This window comes from Paenibacillus sp. FSL W7-1279, assembly GCF_037969845.1.
Taxonomy (GTDB): Bacteria; Bacillota; Bacilli; order Paenibacillales; family Paenibacillaceae; genus Paenibacillus_AQ.
The window spans coordinates 1,000,880-1,016,611 of sequence record NZ_CP150215.1; the positions used below are offsets into that span (position 1 = coordinate 1,000,880).

General features: G+C 50.4%; 14 protein-coding genes. 10 read left to right on the plus strand and 4 right to left on the minus strand.

Annotated elements, in window-relative coordinates:
* The first annotated feature begins 13 nt into the window (after positions 1-13).
* From MKY82_RS04290 to MKY82_RS04300, 3 genes are all read left to right on the plus strand, one after another.
* The gene (locus MKY82_RS04290) at positions 14-892 is read left to right on the plus strand and encodes a carbohydrate ABC transporter permease (protein WP_113058259.1); all 879 of its coding nucleotides are present in this window, start codon (positions 14-16) and stop codon (positions 890-892) included.
* 40 nt (positions 893-932) lie between these two features.
* Positions 933-3,005: a beta-galactosidase gene (locus tag MKY82_RS04295; protein ID WP_339295556.1), complete on the plus strand. Its 2,073-nt coding sequence runs from the start codon at positions 933-935 to the stop codon at positions 3,003-3,005.
* A gap of 321 nt (positions 3,006-3,326) precedes the next feature.
* Positions 3,327-4,346 (plus strand): glycosyl hydrolase 53 family protein, encoded by a 1,020-nt coding sequence (locus MKY82_RS04300; protein WP_339296634.1) that lies wholly within the window; start codon positions 3,327-3,329, stop codon positions 4,344-4,346.
* A 66-nt stretch (positions 4,347-4,412) separates the two neighbouring features.
* Here the strand turns inward: MKY82_RS04300 and MKY82_RS04305 are convergent, their stop codons facing one another.
* Positions 4,413-4,877 carry a MarR family transcriptional regulator gene (locus MKY82_RS04305; protein WP_194540890.1) on the minus strand — a complete coding sequence of 155 codons (465 nt, stop codon included), beginning with the start codon at positions 4,875-4,877 and terminating at the stop codon, positions 4,413-4,415.
* Positions 4,878-5,128: 251 nt separating this feature from the next.
* Here MKY82_RS04305 and MKY82_RS04310 point away from each other — a divergent pair, with 251 nt between their 5' ends.
* A complete protein-coding gene (locus MKY82_RS04310; protein WP_194540891.1) occupies positions 5,129-5,860 on the plus strand; it encodes an ABC transporter ATP-binding protein in 732 nt (243 codons plus the stop codon).
* A 14-nt stretch (positions 5,861-5,874) separates the two neighbouring features.
* Entirely contained in the window at positions 5,875-7,137 is a 1,263-nt protein-coding gene (locus MKY82_RS04315; protein WP_339295557.1) for an ABC transporter permease, read from the plus strand.
* A 502-nt stretch (positions 7,138-7,639) separates the two neighbouring features.
* Here the strand turns inward: MKY82_RS04315 and MKY82_RS04320 are convergent.
* Positions 7,640-8,917, minus strand: a complete 1,278-nt coding sequence (locus MKY82_RS04320) for an NAD(P)/FAD-dependent oxidoreductase (protein ID WP_220686572.1) — start codon at positions 8,915-8,917, stop codon at positions 7,640-7,642.
* A gap of 211 nt (positions 8,918-9,128) precedes the next feature.
* Between MKY82_RS04320 and MKY82_RS04325 the strand changes: the two genes are divergently transcribed.
* The 3 genes from MKY82_RS04325 to nadE all read left to right on the plus strand — a co-directional run bounded on the left by MKY82_RS04325 (position 9,129) and on the right by nadE (position 12,537).
* Positions 9,129-10,853, plus strand: a complete 1,725-nt coding sequence (locus MKY82_RS04325; RefSeq protein WP_194540894.1) for an ATP-binding protein — start codon at positions 9,129-9,131, stop codon at positions 10,851-10,853.
* Positions 10,854-11,177: 324 nt separating this feature from the next.
* Entirely contained in the window at positions 11,178-11,612 is a 435-nt protein-coding gene (locus MKY82_RS04330; protein ID WP_071220893.1) for a BrxA/BrxB family bacilliredoxin, read from the plus strand.
* A 115-nt stretch (positions 11,613-11,727) separates the two neighbouring features.
* Complete coding sequence (nadE, locus tag MKY82_RS04335) at positions 11,728-12,537, plus strand: ammonia-dependent NAD(+) synthetase (protein ID WP_071220892.1); 810 nt, start codon at positions 11,728-11,730, stop codon at positions 12,535-12,537.
* A 73-nt stretch (positions 12,538-12,610) separates the two neighbouring features.
* Here nadE and MKY82_RS04340 read toward each other — a convergent pair whose 3' ends face one another.
* Positions 12,611-13,162: a dihydrofolate reductase family protein gene (locus MKY82_RS04340; protein ID WP_339295558.1), complete on the minus strand. Its 552-nt coding sequence runs from the start codon at positions 13,160-13,162 to the stop codon at positions 12,611-12,613.
* 190 nt (positions 13,163-13,352) lie between these two features.
* On the opposite strand from MKY82_RS04340, the gene acpS reads away from it, so the two are divergent.
* Together acpS and mutY are read left to right on the plus strand one after the other, a co-directional pair.
* Complete coding sequence (gene acpS, locus MKY82_RS04345; protein WP_339295559.1) at positions 13,353-13,745, plus strand: holo-ACP synthase; 393 nt, start codon at positions 13,353-13,355, stop codon at positions 13,743-13,745.
* Positions 13,746-13,774: 29 nt separating this feature from the next.
* Positions 13,775-14,923, plus strand: coding sequence for an A/G-specific adenine glycosylase (gene mutY / locus MKY82_RS04350; RefSeq protein ID WP_339295560.1), 1,149 nt, complete (start codon positions 13,775-13,777; stop codon positions 14,921-14,923).
* Positions 14,924-15,047: 124 nt separating this feature from the next.
* On the opposite strand, the gene MKY82_RS04355 is transcribed toward mutY, so the two are convergent.
* The gene (locus MKY82_RS04355) at positions 15,048-15,656 is read right to left on the minus strand and encodes a superoxide dismutase (protein ID WP_100540176.1); all 609 of its coding nucleotides are present in this window, start codon (positions 15,654-15,656) and stop codon (positions 15,048-15,050) included.
* Between the last annotated feature and the right edge of the window lie 76 nt (positions 15,657-15,732).

The following is a 15,732-nucleotide window of genomic DNA, read 5'->3' on the forward strand; positions in this document are numbered from 1 at the left end:
AAGAGGGAGAGCCATGTACCATAAAACGATGGAATACCGCATATTTAACGTGTTTAATACCTGCTTACTTGTCGCGCTGGCCATTCTCTGCATCATTCCGCTGCTTCATGTGCTGGCGATTTCGTTCAGCTCCAAAGCCGCTGCCGACGCCAGTCTGGTGGGATTATGGCCGGTCGATTTTTCGCTGGAGGCTTACAAGAAAACGATCAATAACCCGGCGTTTTTGCACTCGATCTGGATCTCCATTGCGCGTACCGTATTAGGAACGGCTCTAACGCTTGCCGTAACGTTCCTGGCTGCATACCCGCTGTCCAAGGAGAACCGCGTCTTCCGCAGCCGCAGTATTTATTCCTGGCTGTTTGTGTTCAGCATGGTGTTTAATGGCGGCCTGGTGCCATTCTATATCGTGATTCAGAAGCTGGGCTTGATCAACTCCTTCTGGGTGCTGGTCATTCCCGGCACCGTGAATACATTTCTGGTGATCCTGATGCTGAACTTCTTCAGGGGGATTCCGAAAGAACTGGAGGAAGCAGCTTTCATTGATGGAGCCGGCCATTTTAAAACGCTGTTTAAAATTTATTTGCCGATCTCGCTGCCCTCGATTGCCACGATTGCGCTGTTCAGCATGGTGTTCCATTGGAACTCATGGTTTGACGGGCTGCTATACCTGAACAATGCCAAGGACTTCCCGCTGGCGACCTTCCTGCAGACGGTTATTATCCAGCGAGACATGAGCTCGATGAGCATGAGCCCGAAAGAGATGGAGCTGTTGTCCCAGACGACGGTGAATGCCGCACAGATCTTTATCGGCGCGGCGCCCATCCTGCTGGTCTATCCTTTTTTGCAGCGTTTTTTCGTTAAAGGGATGACGCTGGGCTCTGTCAAAGAATAAGAGATGCAAACATAACAGGAAACAGGAGGTTTAACCTACTATGAAACGAACGTTTAATCCGATTAGCTCGCGCGTTCCGCACATGCTGCATGGAGCTGATTATAATCCGGAGCAATGGCTCCGTTATCCCGAAGTCCTCGAAGAGGATATCCGGCTGATGAAGCTGGCGAATTGCAATGTGATGTCCGTTGGCATATTTTCATGGGTTTCCTTGGAGCCCGAGGAAGGCGTGTTCACGTTTGATTGGCTTGACGCCGTATTGGACCGCTTTGCCGCCAATGGAATTTATGCTTTTCTGGCAACGCCAAGCGGCGCAAGACCGGCCTGGATGTCGGAGAAGTATCCCGAGGTGCTGCGCGTAAGCGAGAGACGGGTCCGTAACCTGCACGGTTTCCGGCATAATCACTGTTATACTTCGCCGGTCTATCGGGAGAAGGTCCATACGATCAACAGGAAGCTTGCGGAGCGGTACGGCAATCATCCAGCTGTAATCGGCTGGCATATCTCGAATGAGTTTGGCGGCGATTGCCATTGCGACTACTGTCAGGACGCGTTCCGTTCCTGGCTTCAGACAAAGTATAGAACGCTGGATGAGCTGAACCATGCCTGGTGGACTGCGTTCTGGAGTCACACGATTACGAAATGGAGCCAGATCGAATCCCCAGCACCGCACGGTGAGACGCAGGTCCATGGAATGAACCTGGATTGGAGACGGTTTGTAACCGATCAGACGGCGGATTTCATCCGGCATGAAATTGAACCCCTCCGGAGGGTCAATCCATCCCTTCCGGTTACGACCAATTTGATGGAATATTTTGAAGGTCTGAATTACTGGAAGTTCGCTGATCTGCTGGACGTTGTATCTTGGGACAGCTATCCGACCTGGCATGATCAGGGCGGGGATGAGGCCGTGCAGGCAGCCCGCGTTGCCATGATGCATGATATTATCCGCTCGATCAAAGGCGGACAGCCTTGGATGCTGATGGAGAGCACGCCAAGTCTGACCAACTGGCAGCCGGTGAGCAAGCTGAAGCGTCCGGGTATGCATTTGCTGTCTTCCATGCAAGCCGTTGCCCATGGTTCGGATACGGTGCAATATTTTCAATGGCGCAAGAGCAGGGGATCGAGCGAGAAGCTGCACGGCGCCGTCGTCGATCATGTCGGTCATGAACACACCCGGGTGTTCAGCGATGTGGCCGAGGTCGGGGACTATCTCAAGAAGATGGATGCCGTTGTAGGAACGGGCATTCCGGCGGAAGCGGCGGTCATTTTTGACTGGGAGAACCGCTGGGCCATCAACGATGCGCAGGGTCCGCGGAACAAGGGAGTCAAGTATGAAGAGACCGTGCAAGAGCATTACCGGGCTTTATGGAAGTTGGGAGTCCCGATCGACGTCATCGATATGGAGCAGGACTTCTCCGGATATAAACTTTTGGTAGCGCCCATGCTGTATATGGTGCGCCCAGGCGTGGGCGAGCGGATTCAACAATTTGTGGAAGCGGGCGGCACGTTTGTTGCAACGTATTGGTCGGGAATCGTCGACGAGTTTGACCTTTGCTTCCTTGGCGGATTTCCGGGCCCCCTCCGTAAGACGCTCGGCGTATGGTCGGAAGAAATCGATGCTCTGCATGATCACGATGTCAATGGGATCGTAACGAATGACGGAGGGGGGCTTGGCTTGGCCAAAGCTTATGAAGCCATTGAGCTCTGCGACCTCATTCATCTGGAGACGGCGGAGGCGCTGGCCGTTTACTCTTCCGATTTCTATGCGGGACGGCCTGCCTTGACGGTCAATCAGCTGGGGAAGGGCCGGGCCTATTATATTGCCTCCCGGAACAAGGAGCCGTTTCATTCCGATTTTTACAAGAAGCTTGTTGAACAGACTGGCGTCCTTCGGGCGCTTCCAGTGGAGCTGCCTTCGGGCGTAAGCTCCTCCATTCGTACGGATGGAGAGTCGGACTACATTTTCGTGATGAACTTCACTGGCGAAGCGAAGCGGGTCACGCTGGACGGAACCCGGTACAGCGATTTTATTTCAGGCGAAGCCATAGGGGCTGAACTTGTGTTGGCTCCTTATGGAGTGAAGGTGATCATAAAAGGCGGGAGTTCGTAAGCCGCCTTAGCTTTCGATGCTCCGATTCGTTTCACAACATGCCTCTTCCAGGGACAGGTGCCTTCGTACGGTGCCTGTCCTTGCTTCATATACAGCGTAGCTCTTTTGTCTATACCATAGGATCGTCTTATCCGCACCGGATCTGACATTTCGCCCTCTTGCGCACGGGGTTCATTTTGTTTGGAAAAGGACCGGAAATGTTGGCATTATGCCCTGTGGCTTCATTTGGAGAGCGCTTACAATAGGGGAGTCACTTGCGCAGTGAACGAAAACCAAGGAGGTATCATGATGACTGAAGTTGCGAAAGGAGTTTGGTTCAGGATGTTTCTATGCGTATCGATGCTTGCGTTATCGTTTGGCTTTACGGGTAACGGCTCCGCCGAGGCGGCACCTGCTTTTGCAAAAGGAGCGGACATCAGCTGGGTTTCCGGTATGGAAGCTCAAGGATATAAGTGGAAGGACAAGACAGGGGTTCAGCGCGATATTCTGGACATTCTGAAGAACGATTACCAGATCAATTCCGCCCGGATTCGAGTCTGGGTCAATCCCAATATGAATGATTACATGAACGGCTATCTGAATGCGGAAAAAGCCGCCGAGCTGGCCCAGCGTGCCAAGAATAAAGGCATGAGCATTATGCTTACGCTGCATTACAGCGATTCCTGGGCGGACCCGGGACAGCAGAACAAGCCGTATGCCTGGCGTAATTTTACCTTTCAGCAGCTGATGGATGCGGTCTATTCCCATACCGTCTATGTGATGAACACCATGAAGAATAAGGGCGTGACGCCGGATTGGGTACAGGTCGGCAACGAAACCAACAACGGGATGCTGTGGGAGGATGGCAAAGCTTCGGCGAACATGAAGAATTACGCCTGGCTCGTCAATACGGGGCATAATGCAGTGAAGTCCGTCAGCAGCCAGACCAAGACGATCGTTCATTTATCGAATGGCTACGACAATGAATTGTTCAAGTGGAACATTGGCGGCTTGATCAGCAACGGCGCGAACTTTGATATTATCGGCATGTCGCTGTACCCGGAAGCAGGCGATTGGTCATCGAAGGTCGATCAAACGATTGCCAATGCCAAAGACATGACCGCCAGATATGGGAAAAGCATCATGATCAGCGAAATCGGCATGGATTACAATCAGCCCGCGGCAGCCAAGAGCTTTATCCAGAGCATTAAGACCAAGGTAAGAGGCTTAGCGGGAGGTACGGGGCTGGGCGTGTTCTACTGGGAGCCTGAAGCAGCGCCGGGATACAATGCGGGATACAACAAGGGAGCCTGGCAGGCGGACGGGAAGCCGACTATTGCCTTGGAAGGCTTTAAAGACTGAGTGTATTTAACAAGAAGAACCCTGATTCCGAGAAGGAGAAAGGGTTCTTCTCTTTGTTTGTCAGCTCTACTGGCGCACGATTTGTACCTGTTCCGCATGTTTCCCCATTTTACTCAGAAGCCCAATGAGTTGATGTTTCTCTTCCTCATCCAATCCACCCAGGGCATGCTCGATGTGACGTTCATGCAGGGGGTATAGCTTCTGCATTAATTGCTCTCCGGGCGGAGTCAGCTCGGCGTAAATGACTCTTCTGTCCTCGGGACAGGGTTTGCGGCGCACATAACCTTTTTCAACAAGCTTATCAACTACATAGGTTACGTTTCCGCTCTGCAGGAGCAGCTGTGCCCCGATCTGCTGGATGGGCTGGCGGCCTTTATAGAACAGTACTTCCATTACGGCAAATGAAGTTGGATTAAAGCCTTCGATTTTACTGTTATTCACGACATGTTCGTTGACGCTCTTGAATGACTTGGCAAACACCCGATACAGGTGCATAGCAAGCTGTGTATCGCGTTCATGTGACACCTTCATACATTCTCCCGCCTTTGATATGGACTCATGTCCTGAATTACTTCAAATCTAAGATTACGCTGAAATGAGTAAATTCAACATGTGATTTGTCACAATCCGGCCGAAACATTTTCATTCTCCGCTCGTATCAACTACACCTCCAGCTCGATAAGCCGGAATCAGAGGGATTTAAATGAATGTTTTGCTAAATGCAACGAATCTTTGTCCATCTGCGTAATACTGAGATAAGGATTAACGGATGGGGTGTTAGGATGCATAAGATTCAAGAGAATGAATGGGGTACCGAACCGGTACTGAAGGTGGATATTCAGCAGGCGGGTTACGAACCAGGCCGCCCGCGCATACGGGATATATCGTTTCAAGTGGCACCCGGCGAACTGCTGGGGTTGATCGGTCCGAATGGAGCCGGAAAGAGCACAACCATTAAGACGGTACTGGGGCTGCTTAAAGATAGTAAAGCTGACGTCTTTATTGCAGGTCAGCCTCCCCGATATGCTTACGTTCCCGAGCAGCCGGTGTTTTATGAGGATTTGACGCTGTGGGAGCATTTGGATTTGGCGGCTGCTGCATTTGGAATGGATGATGAACATTTCGAGAGACAGGCCGATCAGCTTCTCCGTCAGTTTGGAATGGAGCCGGTGCGCAATGAACTGCCGGGAGGCTTCTCCAAAGGAATGAAGCAGAAGATGATGCTGATGATCGGATTTCTCTCCAAGCCGGACGTCTATATTGTAGATGAACCGTTTATTGGATTGGATCCCCGAGCCACCCGAGATTTCTTGAATCTGCTGCTTGAGGAGAGAAGTCGTGGAGCCGGCGTATTGATGTCCACCCATGTGCTGGATACTGCAGAGAAAATTTGCGATCGCTTTGTGCTCATATCCGCAGGCCGGATTGCCTCGGAGGGCACGTTGGATCAAATCCGCCAGGCCGCTGATCTTCCCGGCGCATCGTTGTTTGATTGCTTCGATGCGCTGACATGAGGGAGGGAATGGACATGGATCGATCCTATCATTTTAGCCATCCGGGCGCCCTCTTTTGGCGAAGGGTGACCGCTCATTGGAAGAATCAACGCGACAATCTGGCAACCGTGGTCGACTGGATCGTAATGCTGTATATCATTGTTCCGGGTCTGCTGCTGGGAGGCGGGCTCTACCGCGAGTTATGGACGAGCCCGCTTCCCGGATGGGCCCAGTTCTTTCCGCTGCAGGCGGTGGTAGGTCTTCTGCTCTTTATGTTCTCAGGCAGAGTGCTGCTGTTCCTGGAAGAGGCTGACGTATTGTTTCTTCGCCAGCAGCGAGGCTGGATGAAGGGGTTAATGATCAGGGGCATGGCATACAGTCATACGGTCTCAGCGATCAAGGGATTGGTCGTTACAGTGCTTGCGCTGCCAATTCTGGTCAGGGAACATGAGATAACCGGCATTGCCCTGGTGACCTTGCTGATGATGACAGCTCTATGCGCCTGGTGCGCGAATTTATTAACCGCTATGATTCGCTCCAGCTATAAAGGCTGGCGGAAACATGGAATGACTTATCTCGTACGCTGGCTCTCATTCGGACTGTTAGCGCTGCTTGTTACATTTTGGCTTGAGTCCTATGCTGTATTGTGGGCAGCTGCCTTGATTCTGCTTATGGTGCTGTTTCTTCTTAGCCGCAAGCGGCTTGCCATGCAAGGAACCTTCATCGCAGATGCGCGTGAGGATGCGAAGACAAGGGTCCAGTTGACGGAGAAGCTGCTCGTTCAAGCCGTCGGCAAACCACCAAGTGTACGAAGCAAGACCTGGTTTATGCGCAAGTCCGGCCGATTGTTCAAAGGTACAGTGGAGAAGAGGTTGGCCGATGCGGGGTTAAAGGCGATTTTGCGCCACCCTGAGAGCTTGTTATTGTACATTCAGATTACGCTGGTCGGCATTCCGGCTGTCTGGCTGCCGCCGCCGATCATCAAAATCATCGTATACCTTGCTCTGGTATTGATGATGTCGTATTGGCTGAATACAAGATGGGCGGTGTTCGCCAAAGCCGAGTTTATGCAGGTGCTCCCGTTTACGAATCAGCAGCATCGTACGGCTGGCGTCCTCGCGGTCCGAACCTTGCTCGCTCTTCCCGCATTTCTTTATTCGCTCGTGGCTGGGCTAACGCTTTTGCAAGGGGGAATGGGATGGCTCGCCGTGCTTGCACTGACTGTGCTGGCAGTCATGCTTGCGCCATCGCTTATGTCTTGGCCGGTCTACAAAGAGGAGAGACACCCGCAAGAATAATAAAAAGCGCGCTGGAATGCTCCAAGGGATGGGCATACAGCGCGCTTTTATTCAAGATATCAGAAAGTATAAACTTCGAAGCTAGTGACTTCCTGACATCGCAAGAAAAACCTCATCTAACCGCGGTCTGTCATCTGTGAAAGTACGTCGATATACGTTTTTCTTATAGATATTAGTAAGTATAAACATCGAAGCTAGTGACTTCCTGATATCGCAAGAAAAACCTCATCTAACCGCGGTCTGTCATCTGTGAAAGTACGTCGATCGACGTTTTTCTTATAGATATCAGAAAGTATAAACTTCGAAGCTAGTGACTTCCTGATATCGCAAGAAAAACTTCATCTAACTGCGGTCTGTCATCTGTGAAAGTACGTCGATCGACGTTTTTCTTATAGATATCAGAAAGTATAAACTTCGAAGCTAGTGACTTCCTGATATCGCAAGAAAAACCTCATCTAACTGCGGTCTGTCATCTGTGAAAGTACGTCGATCGACGTTTTTCTTATGATTTACATACCGCTGCTGCTTCGGCAGCATGCTTGCCTGCCGTATAACCGGTCGCAAAGGCGGCCGTAATATTGTAACCGCCGGTGTATCCGTGAATATCCAGAATTTCACCGCAGAAGAAGAGGCCGGGCATCAGCTTGGATTCCATGCTTTTGGGCTGGATTTCCTTGAGGCTGACGCCGCCGCCTGTCACGAAGGCTTCCTTCAGCGAACGGGTGCCCGACGCGCGGAACGTGAACTTTTTTAGAATCGAGATAAAGGTTGTCAGCGCCGTTTTGGAGATACCGCTGCAGATCATGTCGCTGTCGATGGAGGACTTGGATAGCAGCAGGGGGATCATTCGTTCCGGCAGCATGCCCTTGAGCACGTTTTTGATGCTTTTTCTCGGCTCATCCTCCAGCCGTCCTTTGAGATCGGCCTCAAGCTCAGCTTGAGAGCGATCGGGGAACATATCGATGGCCATGTCCACATTTACGATATCAAACTTCCGCTGCACCTGGCGGATGAACTGACTGCAGCGCAGCGCGATCGGACCGGACACCCCGAAATGGGTGAACAGCATATCTCCCCGGTGGGCAATCACTTTTTTTCCTTTCGGATTCCAGACGGAGAGCTCCACATCCCGCAGTGACAAACCTTGCAGCTCTTTAGAGGCAATAAAAGGCTCGGTGGAGACGATAGGCACTTCGGTTGGATACAGCTCCGTGATCGTATGTCCTGCCGCCTCAGCCCAAGGATACCCGTCCCCCGTCGAACCGGTTTGCGGTACAGACTGTCCGCCGGTTGCAATGATCACGCAGGAAGACTTGATCACTTCCCCGGATTTCAGTTCGATCCCGGCCGTTCGGCCGTTCTCATAGAGAACTTTTTTCACCGGACTGTTTGTCCGGATGTCGGTACCGAGCTCCTTCACTTTGCCAATCAAGGCATTCACGACACTGGAGGCTTTATCCGTCACAGGAAACATGCGCCCATTGTCTTCTTCTTTGAGGCGAATGCCAAGGCCCTCGAAAAAAGACATGATATCCTTATTGTTCCAATGCTGAAAAGCACTATATAGAAAACGGCCGTTTCCCGGGATGTTGGCAATCAATTCATCCTGTTCTTTGGCATTCGTCACATTGCATCTTCCGCCGCCCGATATGCCAAGTTTACGGCCTAGTTTATCTCCTTTGTCAATCAGTAGAACGGAAGCTCCTCTTTCCCCTGCCGCAACACAGGACATCAATCCGGAAGGTCCGCCGCCGACGACAATAATATCATATTCAAGCATGTTTGCTCATAGCTCCTTTGGGGGTATATCAATTAATAGATGAATCTTATTATATAGGATTTTTGCGAATTATCCCAAACCTCATGAATAGGACATAGGATGTAGTTTACCCGGGCTTCGAAAGAGAAATTACAAGATATTGTAATATGATGTCGCCTATGCTTTAATCAGAAATATTAGATGCGTCGTCCAATTGAGGTGATCGATCACTGTGCTGAGCCTATGGAAAGATATTTTGCTGCAAGTTTTGCTGTCTGGTACACTCATCTTTCATCTGCCGCTTCTCCTCGACAGACATCTAAAGTGCCTGAACAAGAAGAATCCGGATGATCTGCTTCGATTTCGCAAACATATTGTCATTGCATGCGGAATCAGCACTGTATTATGTGTCTTGATCTCGGCCATGAACGATTATTACGTACCGATCAACCTTGGGGTAATTCCGTTATTTTTAGGCATATTATATGGAGGTCGTCGTTCAGGGCTATTTCTTGCAGCTGTGTATATCACAAGCCAAGGGCTGATTAATGGTTGGTCCACGATCGGCCTCATCCTGAATATGCTGGTTCTGGGATATTCGCTATTACCTTGGATCACCTCTAATTTCAGGAAAGGCTCCATGACCGAGAAGATTTGTTGGCTGTGGAGCGCGCTTATTCCGGCCATGCTGATTATTGTAGCCTCCCACGCGATTGAAGGAAAGGTTAAGAATGATGCTCTGAATCCGGATACGATATTGGTGACCATTTTGTATATGCTGATCGGCATTTTTTATTCTGGAATGATTGTGTATTGGATCGAATTAACCAATGAGCGTCTGGGCGCGGGCCAATATGATGTGAAGAACAGAGAGTGGTCATCGTTAACCAAAATGATGGAGATGATTCCTTTAGGGATGGTCGCGGTAGATCGAAGCGGCAATATCATCGCCTTTAATCAACCGCTTATCCGCAGCTTTCGAAACGTGTTTCCTAATCTGTCGACCAAGGATGTGATCGGCAGACCGTTGTTTGACTTATTAGATGGCATGATTCAAAAAGAACATCTGCGCAGTCGGTTTCATAGAGCGATAGATGGAATCGAAAGCACCGGTGAGATTATGCGAAGCGCTACCAGGGTGTATTCCACGGGCATTTATCCGCTTATACATAACGAGAACGGCGACATCTTGGGTGCGGTAGGTATTATGGAAGATATTACGGAGCTGGAGCGGCTTCGGACGGAATTTATTAATGTAGAGCGTTTAAGTTTGGTTGGCCAAATGGCGGCAAGCATTACCCATGAAATTCGCAATCCGATGGCTGTCGTGCGTGGATTCTTGCAGCTGATGCAGGAGAAGAGTCCGGATACGCTGGACCATTATTACCGGATTGTCATGGAGGAGCTCGATCGGGCTAACGGTATCATCAGCGATTTTTTATCCCTCGCCCAAAACCGGGTTGCAGAAAAAGAAGAGTGTCACCTTCATGACATTATACATGAGCTCAGTCCCCTCTTGTGGGCTGACGCGAATTTGCGCGGCCAGAGCATTGAGCTGAAACTCGGAACCGAAATTCCCCATCTGCATCTGAATGCCAAGGAGATGAAACAGCTGATTCTGAACCTGTGCCGAAACGGGATGGAGGCTATGGACGACAAGGGGACGTTGACGATCGAAACCCGGGTCGATGGGGATCAGGTCCTGCTTTATGTTGCGGATACGGGAATCGGCATCTCCGAGAATGAGCTGGAGCGTTTGTTTGAGCCTTTCTTTACGACGAAGAGCAAGGGAACGGGGCTGGGACTTGCCCTGTGCATGAGCATTGTACAGCGTCATCACGGGACCATTGATGTGAAGTCGAGGCTAGGGGAAGGAACGGTTTTCATTATTTCCTTTCCCGTCCACTCTTACCTGCAAAGCTTACCGGAAACCGAGAGCGCTGCCGCTTCCGAATAAACGGATTGGTAATTAGGCATTCTAAGGTAGAGCTTAGGGTAAAGGAGGGATTCGGATGAGTAAAAATGATTCCAAACAACAGGAGCAGCAGGAGCGTGAAAACAAAGAGCGCCGTGGCGAGCCCATCGTTGACAAGAAAAAAGATGGGGTAAACTATCCTGCTACCTAGTTCAAAGAATGAAACAATGAAAGACGGGCGGTATCCTATTTTGTGATGCTGCTCGTTTTGTATTTCTTGCTTTCACTCTTTAGGATTGTATAATATAGATATCGATGAGCTGTTATAATTCGAACAATCTTGTTTATATAAGGAGTGAAGCAGTTATGGGTATGTCTTTTGACCGATATATGCGCGATATGGTTCAACCGATGCGGGATGAGCTGACTAGCTTGGGAATCAAGGAGCTGACAACGCCTGAAGAGGTGGAGGAAGTGCTTCCGGCAGCGAAAGGTACAACGCTGGTCGTTGTAAACTCCGTATGCGGATGCGCAGCTGGGCAAGCACGTCCTGGTGTAGCTATAGCGCTTGAGAATCAGGTGAAGCCGGATCATTTGTATACCGTGTTCGCCGGACAGGATAAGGAAGCAACGGCGAAAGCCCGCGAGTATTTTGCTCCGTATCCTCCATCCTCCCCATCGATTGCGCTGTTGAAGGACGGAGAATTGGTGCATTTTATTGAGCGTCATCAAGTGGAGAATCGTTCTGCAGAAGAAATCGCGGCGGATTTGACCGACGCATTCAATCGCTACTGCCAATAATCCGGCAGTTACATAGGCCCCCGAAGCATTCGGCATATTCCGAAGCCGCGGGGCTTTTGTTATAGGAGCACAGCACTTCATAAAAGAGAGAACATACTGAAAGGAGTCATCTATCATGAGCCTACAAGAACAAATTATCGCCGAACTGGGTGTCAAACCTACCATTAATGTGGAGGAAGAGGTACGCAAGCGCGTTGATTTTCTGAAAACCTATGTGAAGAACTCGGGTACTTCCGGATTGCTGATCGCCATTAGCGGCGGGATTGATTCGGCGGTGGCTGCCGGTCTGTGCAAACGGGCTACTGACGAGCTTACGGAGGAGACCGGTAAGGAATACAAGACACTAGGGGTGTTCCAGCCATACGGCGAGCAGGCTGATATTTCCGACAGCTACGCCACGGCGAAGGCCTTCGATTTGAAATATACCGTCGAGACCAATATCGAGGAAGCCGTGAACGAGGTTGCACTGGAGGTAGAGCATGGCCTGAAGAATATCGGTGTTCATAAGCATATGAGCATTCCCGGCAAAGGCAATGTGAAAGCAAGGGTGCGTATGGTGGTACAATATGCGCTGGCATTCGAACAGAATTTGATCGTGGTCGGCACGGATCATGCTTCCGAGGCGATTACCGGCTTCTATACCAAGTGGGGCGATGGAGCAGTGGACATTACGCCGCTGAGTTCCCTGAACAAGCGTCAGGTTCGGATGCTCGCATCCTATTTGGGGGTTCCGCAATCGATTCTGGACAAAGCGCCTTCTGCCGGCCTTTGGGAAGGTCAGACAGACGAGAAAGAGCTCGGAATCAGCTACGAGGATAACAGCGATTATCTGGAAGGCAAGACGATCAATCCTGATGTTCAGCAGAAGCTCGAGAGCTATTACAATAAAACCGCGCACAAGCGCAATACGATTCCAGGCATCTAACATACGAATACCCAGCAAATAGCCTTCCGGAGAAATACCCTCCGGAAGGCTATTTAATTAGCGAGGCACTAGGTTAGGTATACATGATGTTGTAGGTCGGTTTGAGAACGCCGTTGGCATATTGCTTCATATCGACCAGTTCGAGTCTTAGCCGGGGTTTGACACTGCCGAACAACGGAACGCCGTCACCAACTATTACCGGGTTGACCTTTAATACAAGCTGATCGATCAGTTGATGCTGAAGCAGGTTTCCTGCCAATTCCCCGCCGCCGCACAGCCAGAGCTTACCGTCTGTCCGTTGTTTGAGATTATGGATGTACGGGATGGCGTCCTCCTTGACTAACTCAACCTCATCATTGGATTCGAATTCTAATGACCGTGAGAATATATAATGTTTGAGTCCTTTGTAACCAGGTTCACCCGGCTTAGCCCCCATCTTAAATCCAAACTCATAGGTTTTACCGCCCATCAGCACAGCCTCAAACTCCTGAATCTCTGCCAAGAAGTCCGGAACATGCTCCCCATCGAATAAAAAGAGAGTGCGGTCGATCCTCCCATCCATCATGGCTTGATCTGCGATAAAATAGTCAAGCGAAACGGCAACGTGATAAATCAATGAGCCCATAATATGCTTCCCCCTCAATCATGCTATTTTGTACAGTCTATATGGATAAAATTTGAAACACAACAATTTTATTCAATTCATGTTGTTGTAACACTGTTGGTCTCGCGTTGAGGTACATCGACTGATACAATAAGTAGGAGTATATTTTTTTGGACAGGAAGACTGGATCCATGAAGGAGAGCGGACGATTGTGATCTACGGAATCGGACATGACGTGCTGGACATGAAGCGAATGGAGATGTTAATGACAGGCCCGCATGGAGAGAGGTTCATGCAGCGCGTGCTTACGCAGGGCGAGCAGGTCATTGCCGCCGGCAAGGGGGCGAAACGCACGGAGTTTGTTGCCGGGCGCTTTGCTGCCAAAGAGGCGATATCCAAAGCCTTTGGCTCCGGAATCGGGGGTGTAATCGGGTTTCGTGACATCGAAGTGCTGCCGGGTGCTCTTGGCAGGCCTGAGGCACGTTTATCCCGGGAAGCCTGGGACCGCCTTGGAATGGAGGAGTCCGCCCATTATGCGATTCATTTGACGATTTCGCATCAGGCCACGCTGGCTTCCGCTTTTGCCGTGGTTGAGAAGATTTAAGTAAGGATAACGAAGGAGATTACTTATAGATGTATAACAAGGAACACAAACAATACTTCAGCCACGAGCTTTTGGATTGGTATGAGATCAACAAAAGGGATTTGCCATGGCGCAGGCACCGCGATCCCTACTATATATGGGTATCTGAAATTATGCTGCAGCAGACCCGGGTGGACACGGTAATTCCTTACTTCCACCGGTTTATCGAACGGTTTCCAACGATTCAGTCGCTTGCGGATGCGCCGGAGGACGATGTATTGAAATGCTGGGAGGGCCTCGGCTATTATTCCCGGGCACGCAACCTTCAGGCTGCCGCCAGGCAGGTGACAGAGCAGTATGGTGGCGTTATGCCGAGCGGCAAAGAAGAAGTGTCGGGACTTAAAGGCATTGGTCCATATACCTCGGGTGCCATTCGCAGCATCGCATTTAACATTCCTGCCGCAGCAGTGGACGGTAACGTCATGCGTGTGCTGTCACGCTATTTTTTGATTGAAGAAGATATTATGAAGGTGAAAACCCGGACCAAGATGGAGGATCTGGTGCTGACGCTGGTTCCGAACGGGCGAGCATCGGATTTCACTCAGGCGCTGATGGAACTGGGGGCGTTGATCTGTACGCCGAAGTCTCCTAAATGTCTGGTATGTCCGGTGATGGAGCATTGTACAGCGCGGTTTGAGGGCAAAGAGGAGTCCCTTCCTATTAAGACGAAGGCCAAGCCGCCGCGTCCTGAATACCGCCTTACGGCGATTGTAGAGGGCACTGGCGTGCACGAAGGGAAGATTCTGATCCGTAAGCGTCCATCCACTGGTTTATTGGCAGGGATGTGGGAGCTGCCGCATGTAATTGTATCGACCGAAGGGAGCGGCGTACCGGCCGCGATGTCGGAGGAGACAACGATGAACCGATTGAGGGATGCCCTACTGGAAGAAGGGGTTCCGGTTCTGCCGATCGGCCATGTGATGGACGCTGAGCATACCTTTAGCCATATTCAATGGAATATGGGCGTGTACCGCTGTAAGTGGCACGAGGTTCCGCCGGCAGCCCTGCAAGCAGCAGAGAGTGCAGCGGCTTATGAGCCAGGGGAGGAGAACTTTCGCTGGATTCACGTTCATGACATGGAACGTTACGCATTTCCGAATGTGTTCATTCGGATTCTGAACTCGTATTTCTCATCTTGAAGCCGAAAATCCCTTTGGAATGTAACAGCATGATATTGATATAAAAAGGCTGCTTTCGCGGTAGACAGGGTCTACAGCGGAAAGCAGCCTTTTTGGTATGATATCGGTTTTTAGTTAAGCGATATTATTTCGCGTTATCGTAACGTTTGCCGACTTCTTCCCAGTTTACTACATTCCAGAATGCGGAAATGTAATCAGGGCGTTTGTTTTGATACTTCAGGTAGTAAGCATGCTCCCAAACGTCCAGGCCGAGGAGAGGAGTTTGACCTTCCATGATCGGGCTGTCTTGGTTTGGTGTGCTGGTTACTGCCAGTTTGCCGTCTTTAACAACGAGCCAAGCCCAGCCGCTGCCAAAACGAGTTGTAGCCGCTTTTGCGAAATCTTCTTTGAATTTATCGAAGCCGCCGAGCTCGCTGTTGATGGCATCAGCCAATGCGCCAGTCGGTTGTCCGCCGCCGTTTGGTCCGATAACTTCCCAGAACAGGGAGTGGTTAGCATGGCCGCCGCCGTTGTTGCGAACCGCTGTGCGGATGCTTTCCGGTACAGCGTCAAGGTTAGCGATCAGATCCTCAAGGGATTTGCCTTGAAGCTCAGGAGCGTTCTCAAGAGCAGCGTTCAAGTTGGTTACGTAGGTATTATGGTGGCGATCATGGTGGATCTCCATCGTTTGTGCGTCGATATGAGGCTCGAGCGCGTCGTTTGCGTAAGGAAGTGCTGGTAATTGAAATGCCATAGTAAAAACCTCCTGTAAATTTAGTTTTTGGTTATGATGAAAGGGTCTTCCTTCATCAGGAAGTCTTTATCATCCC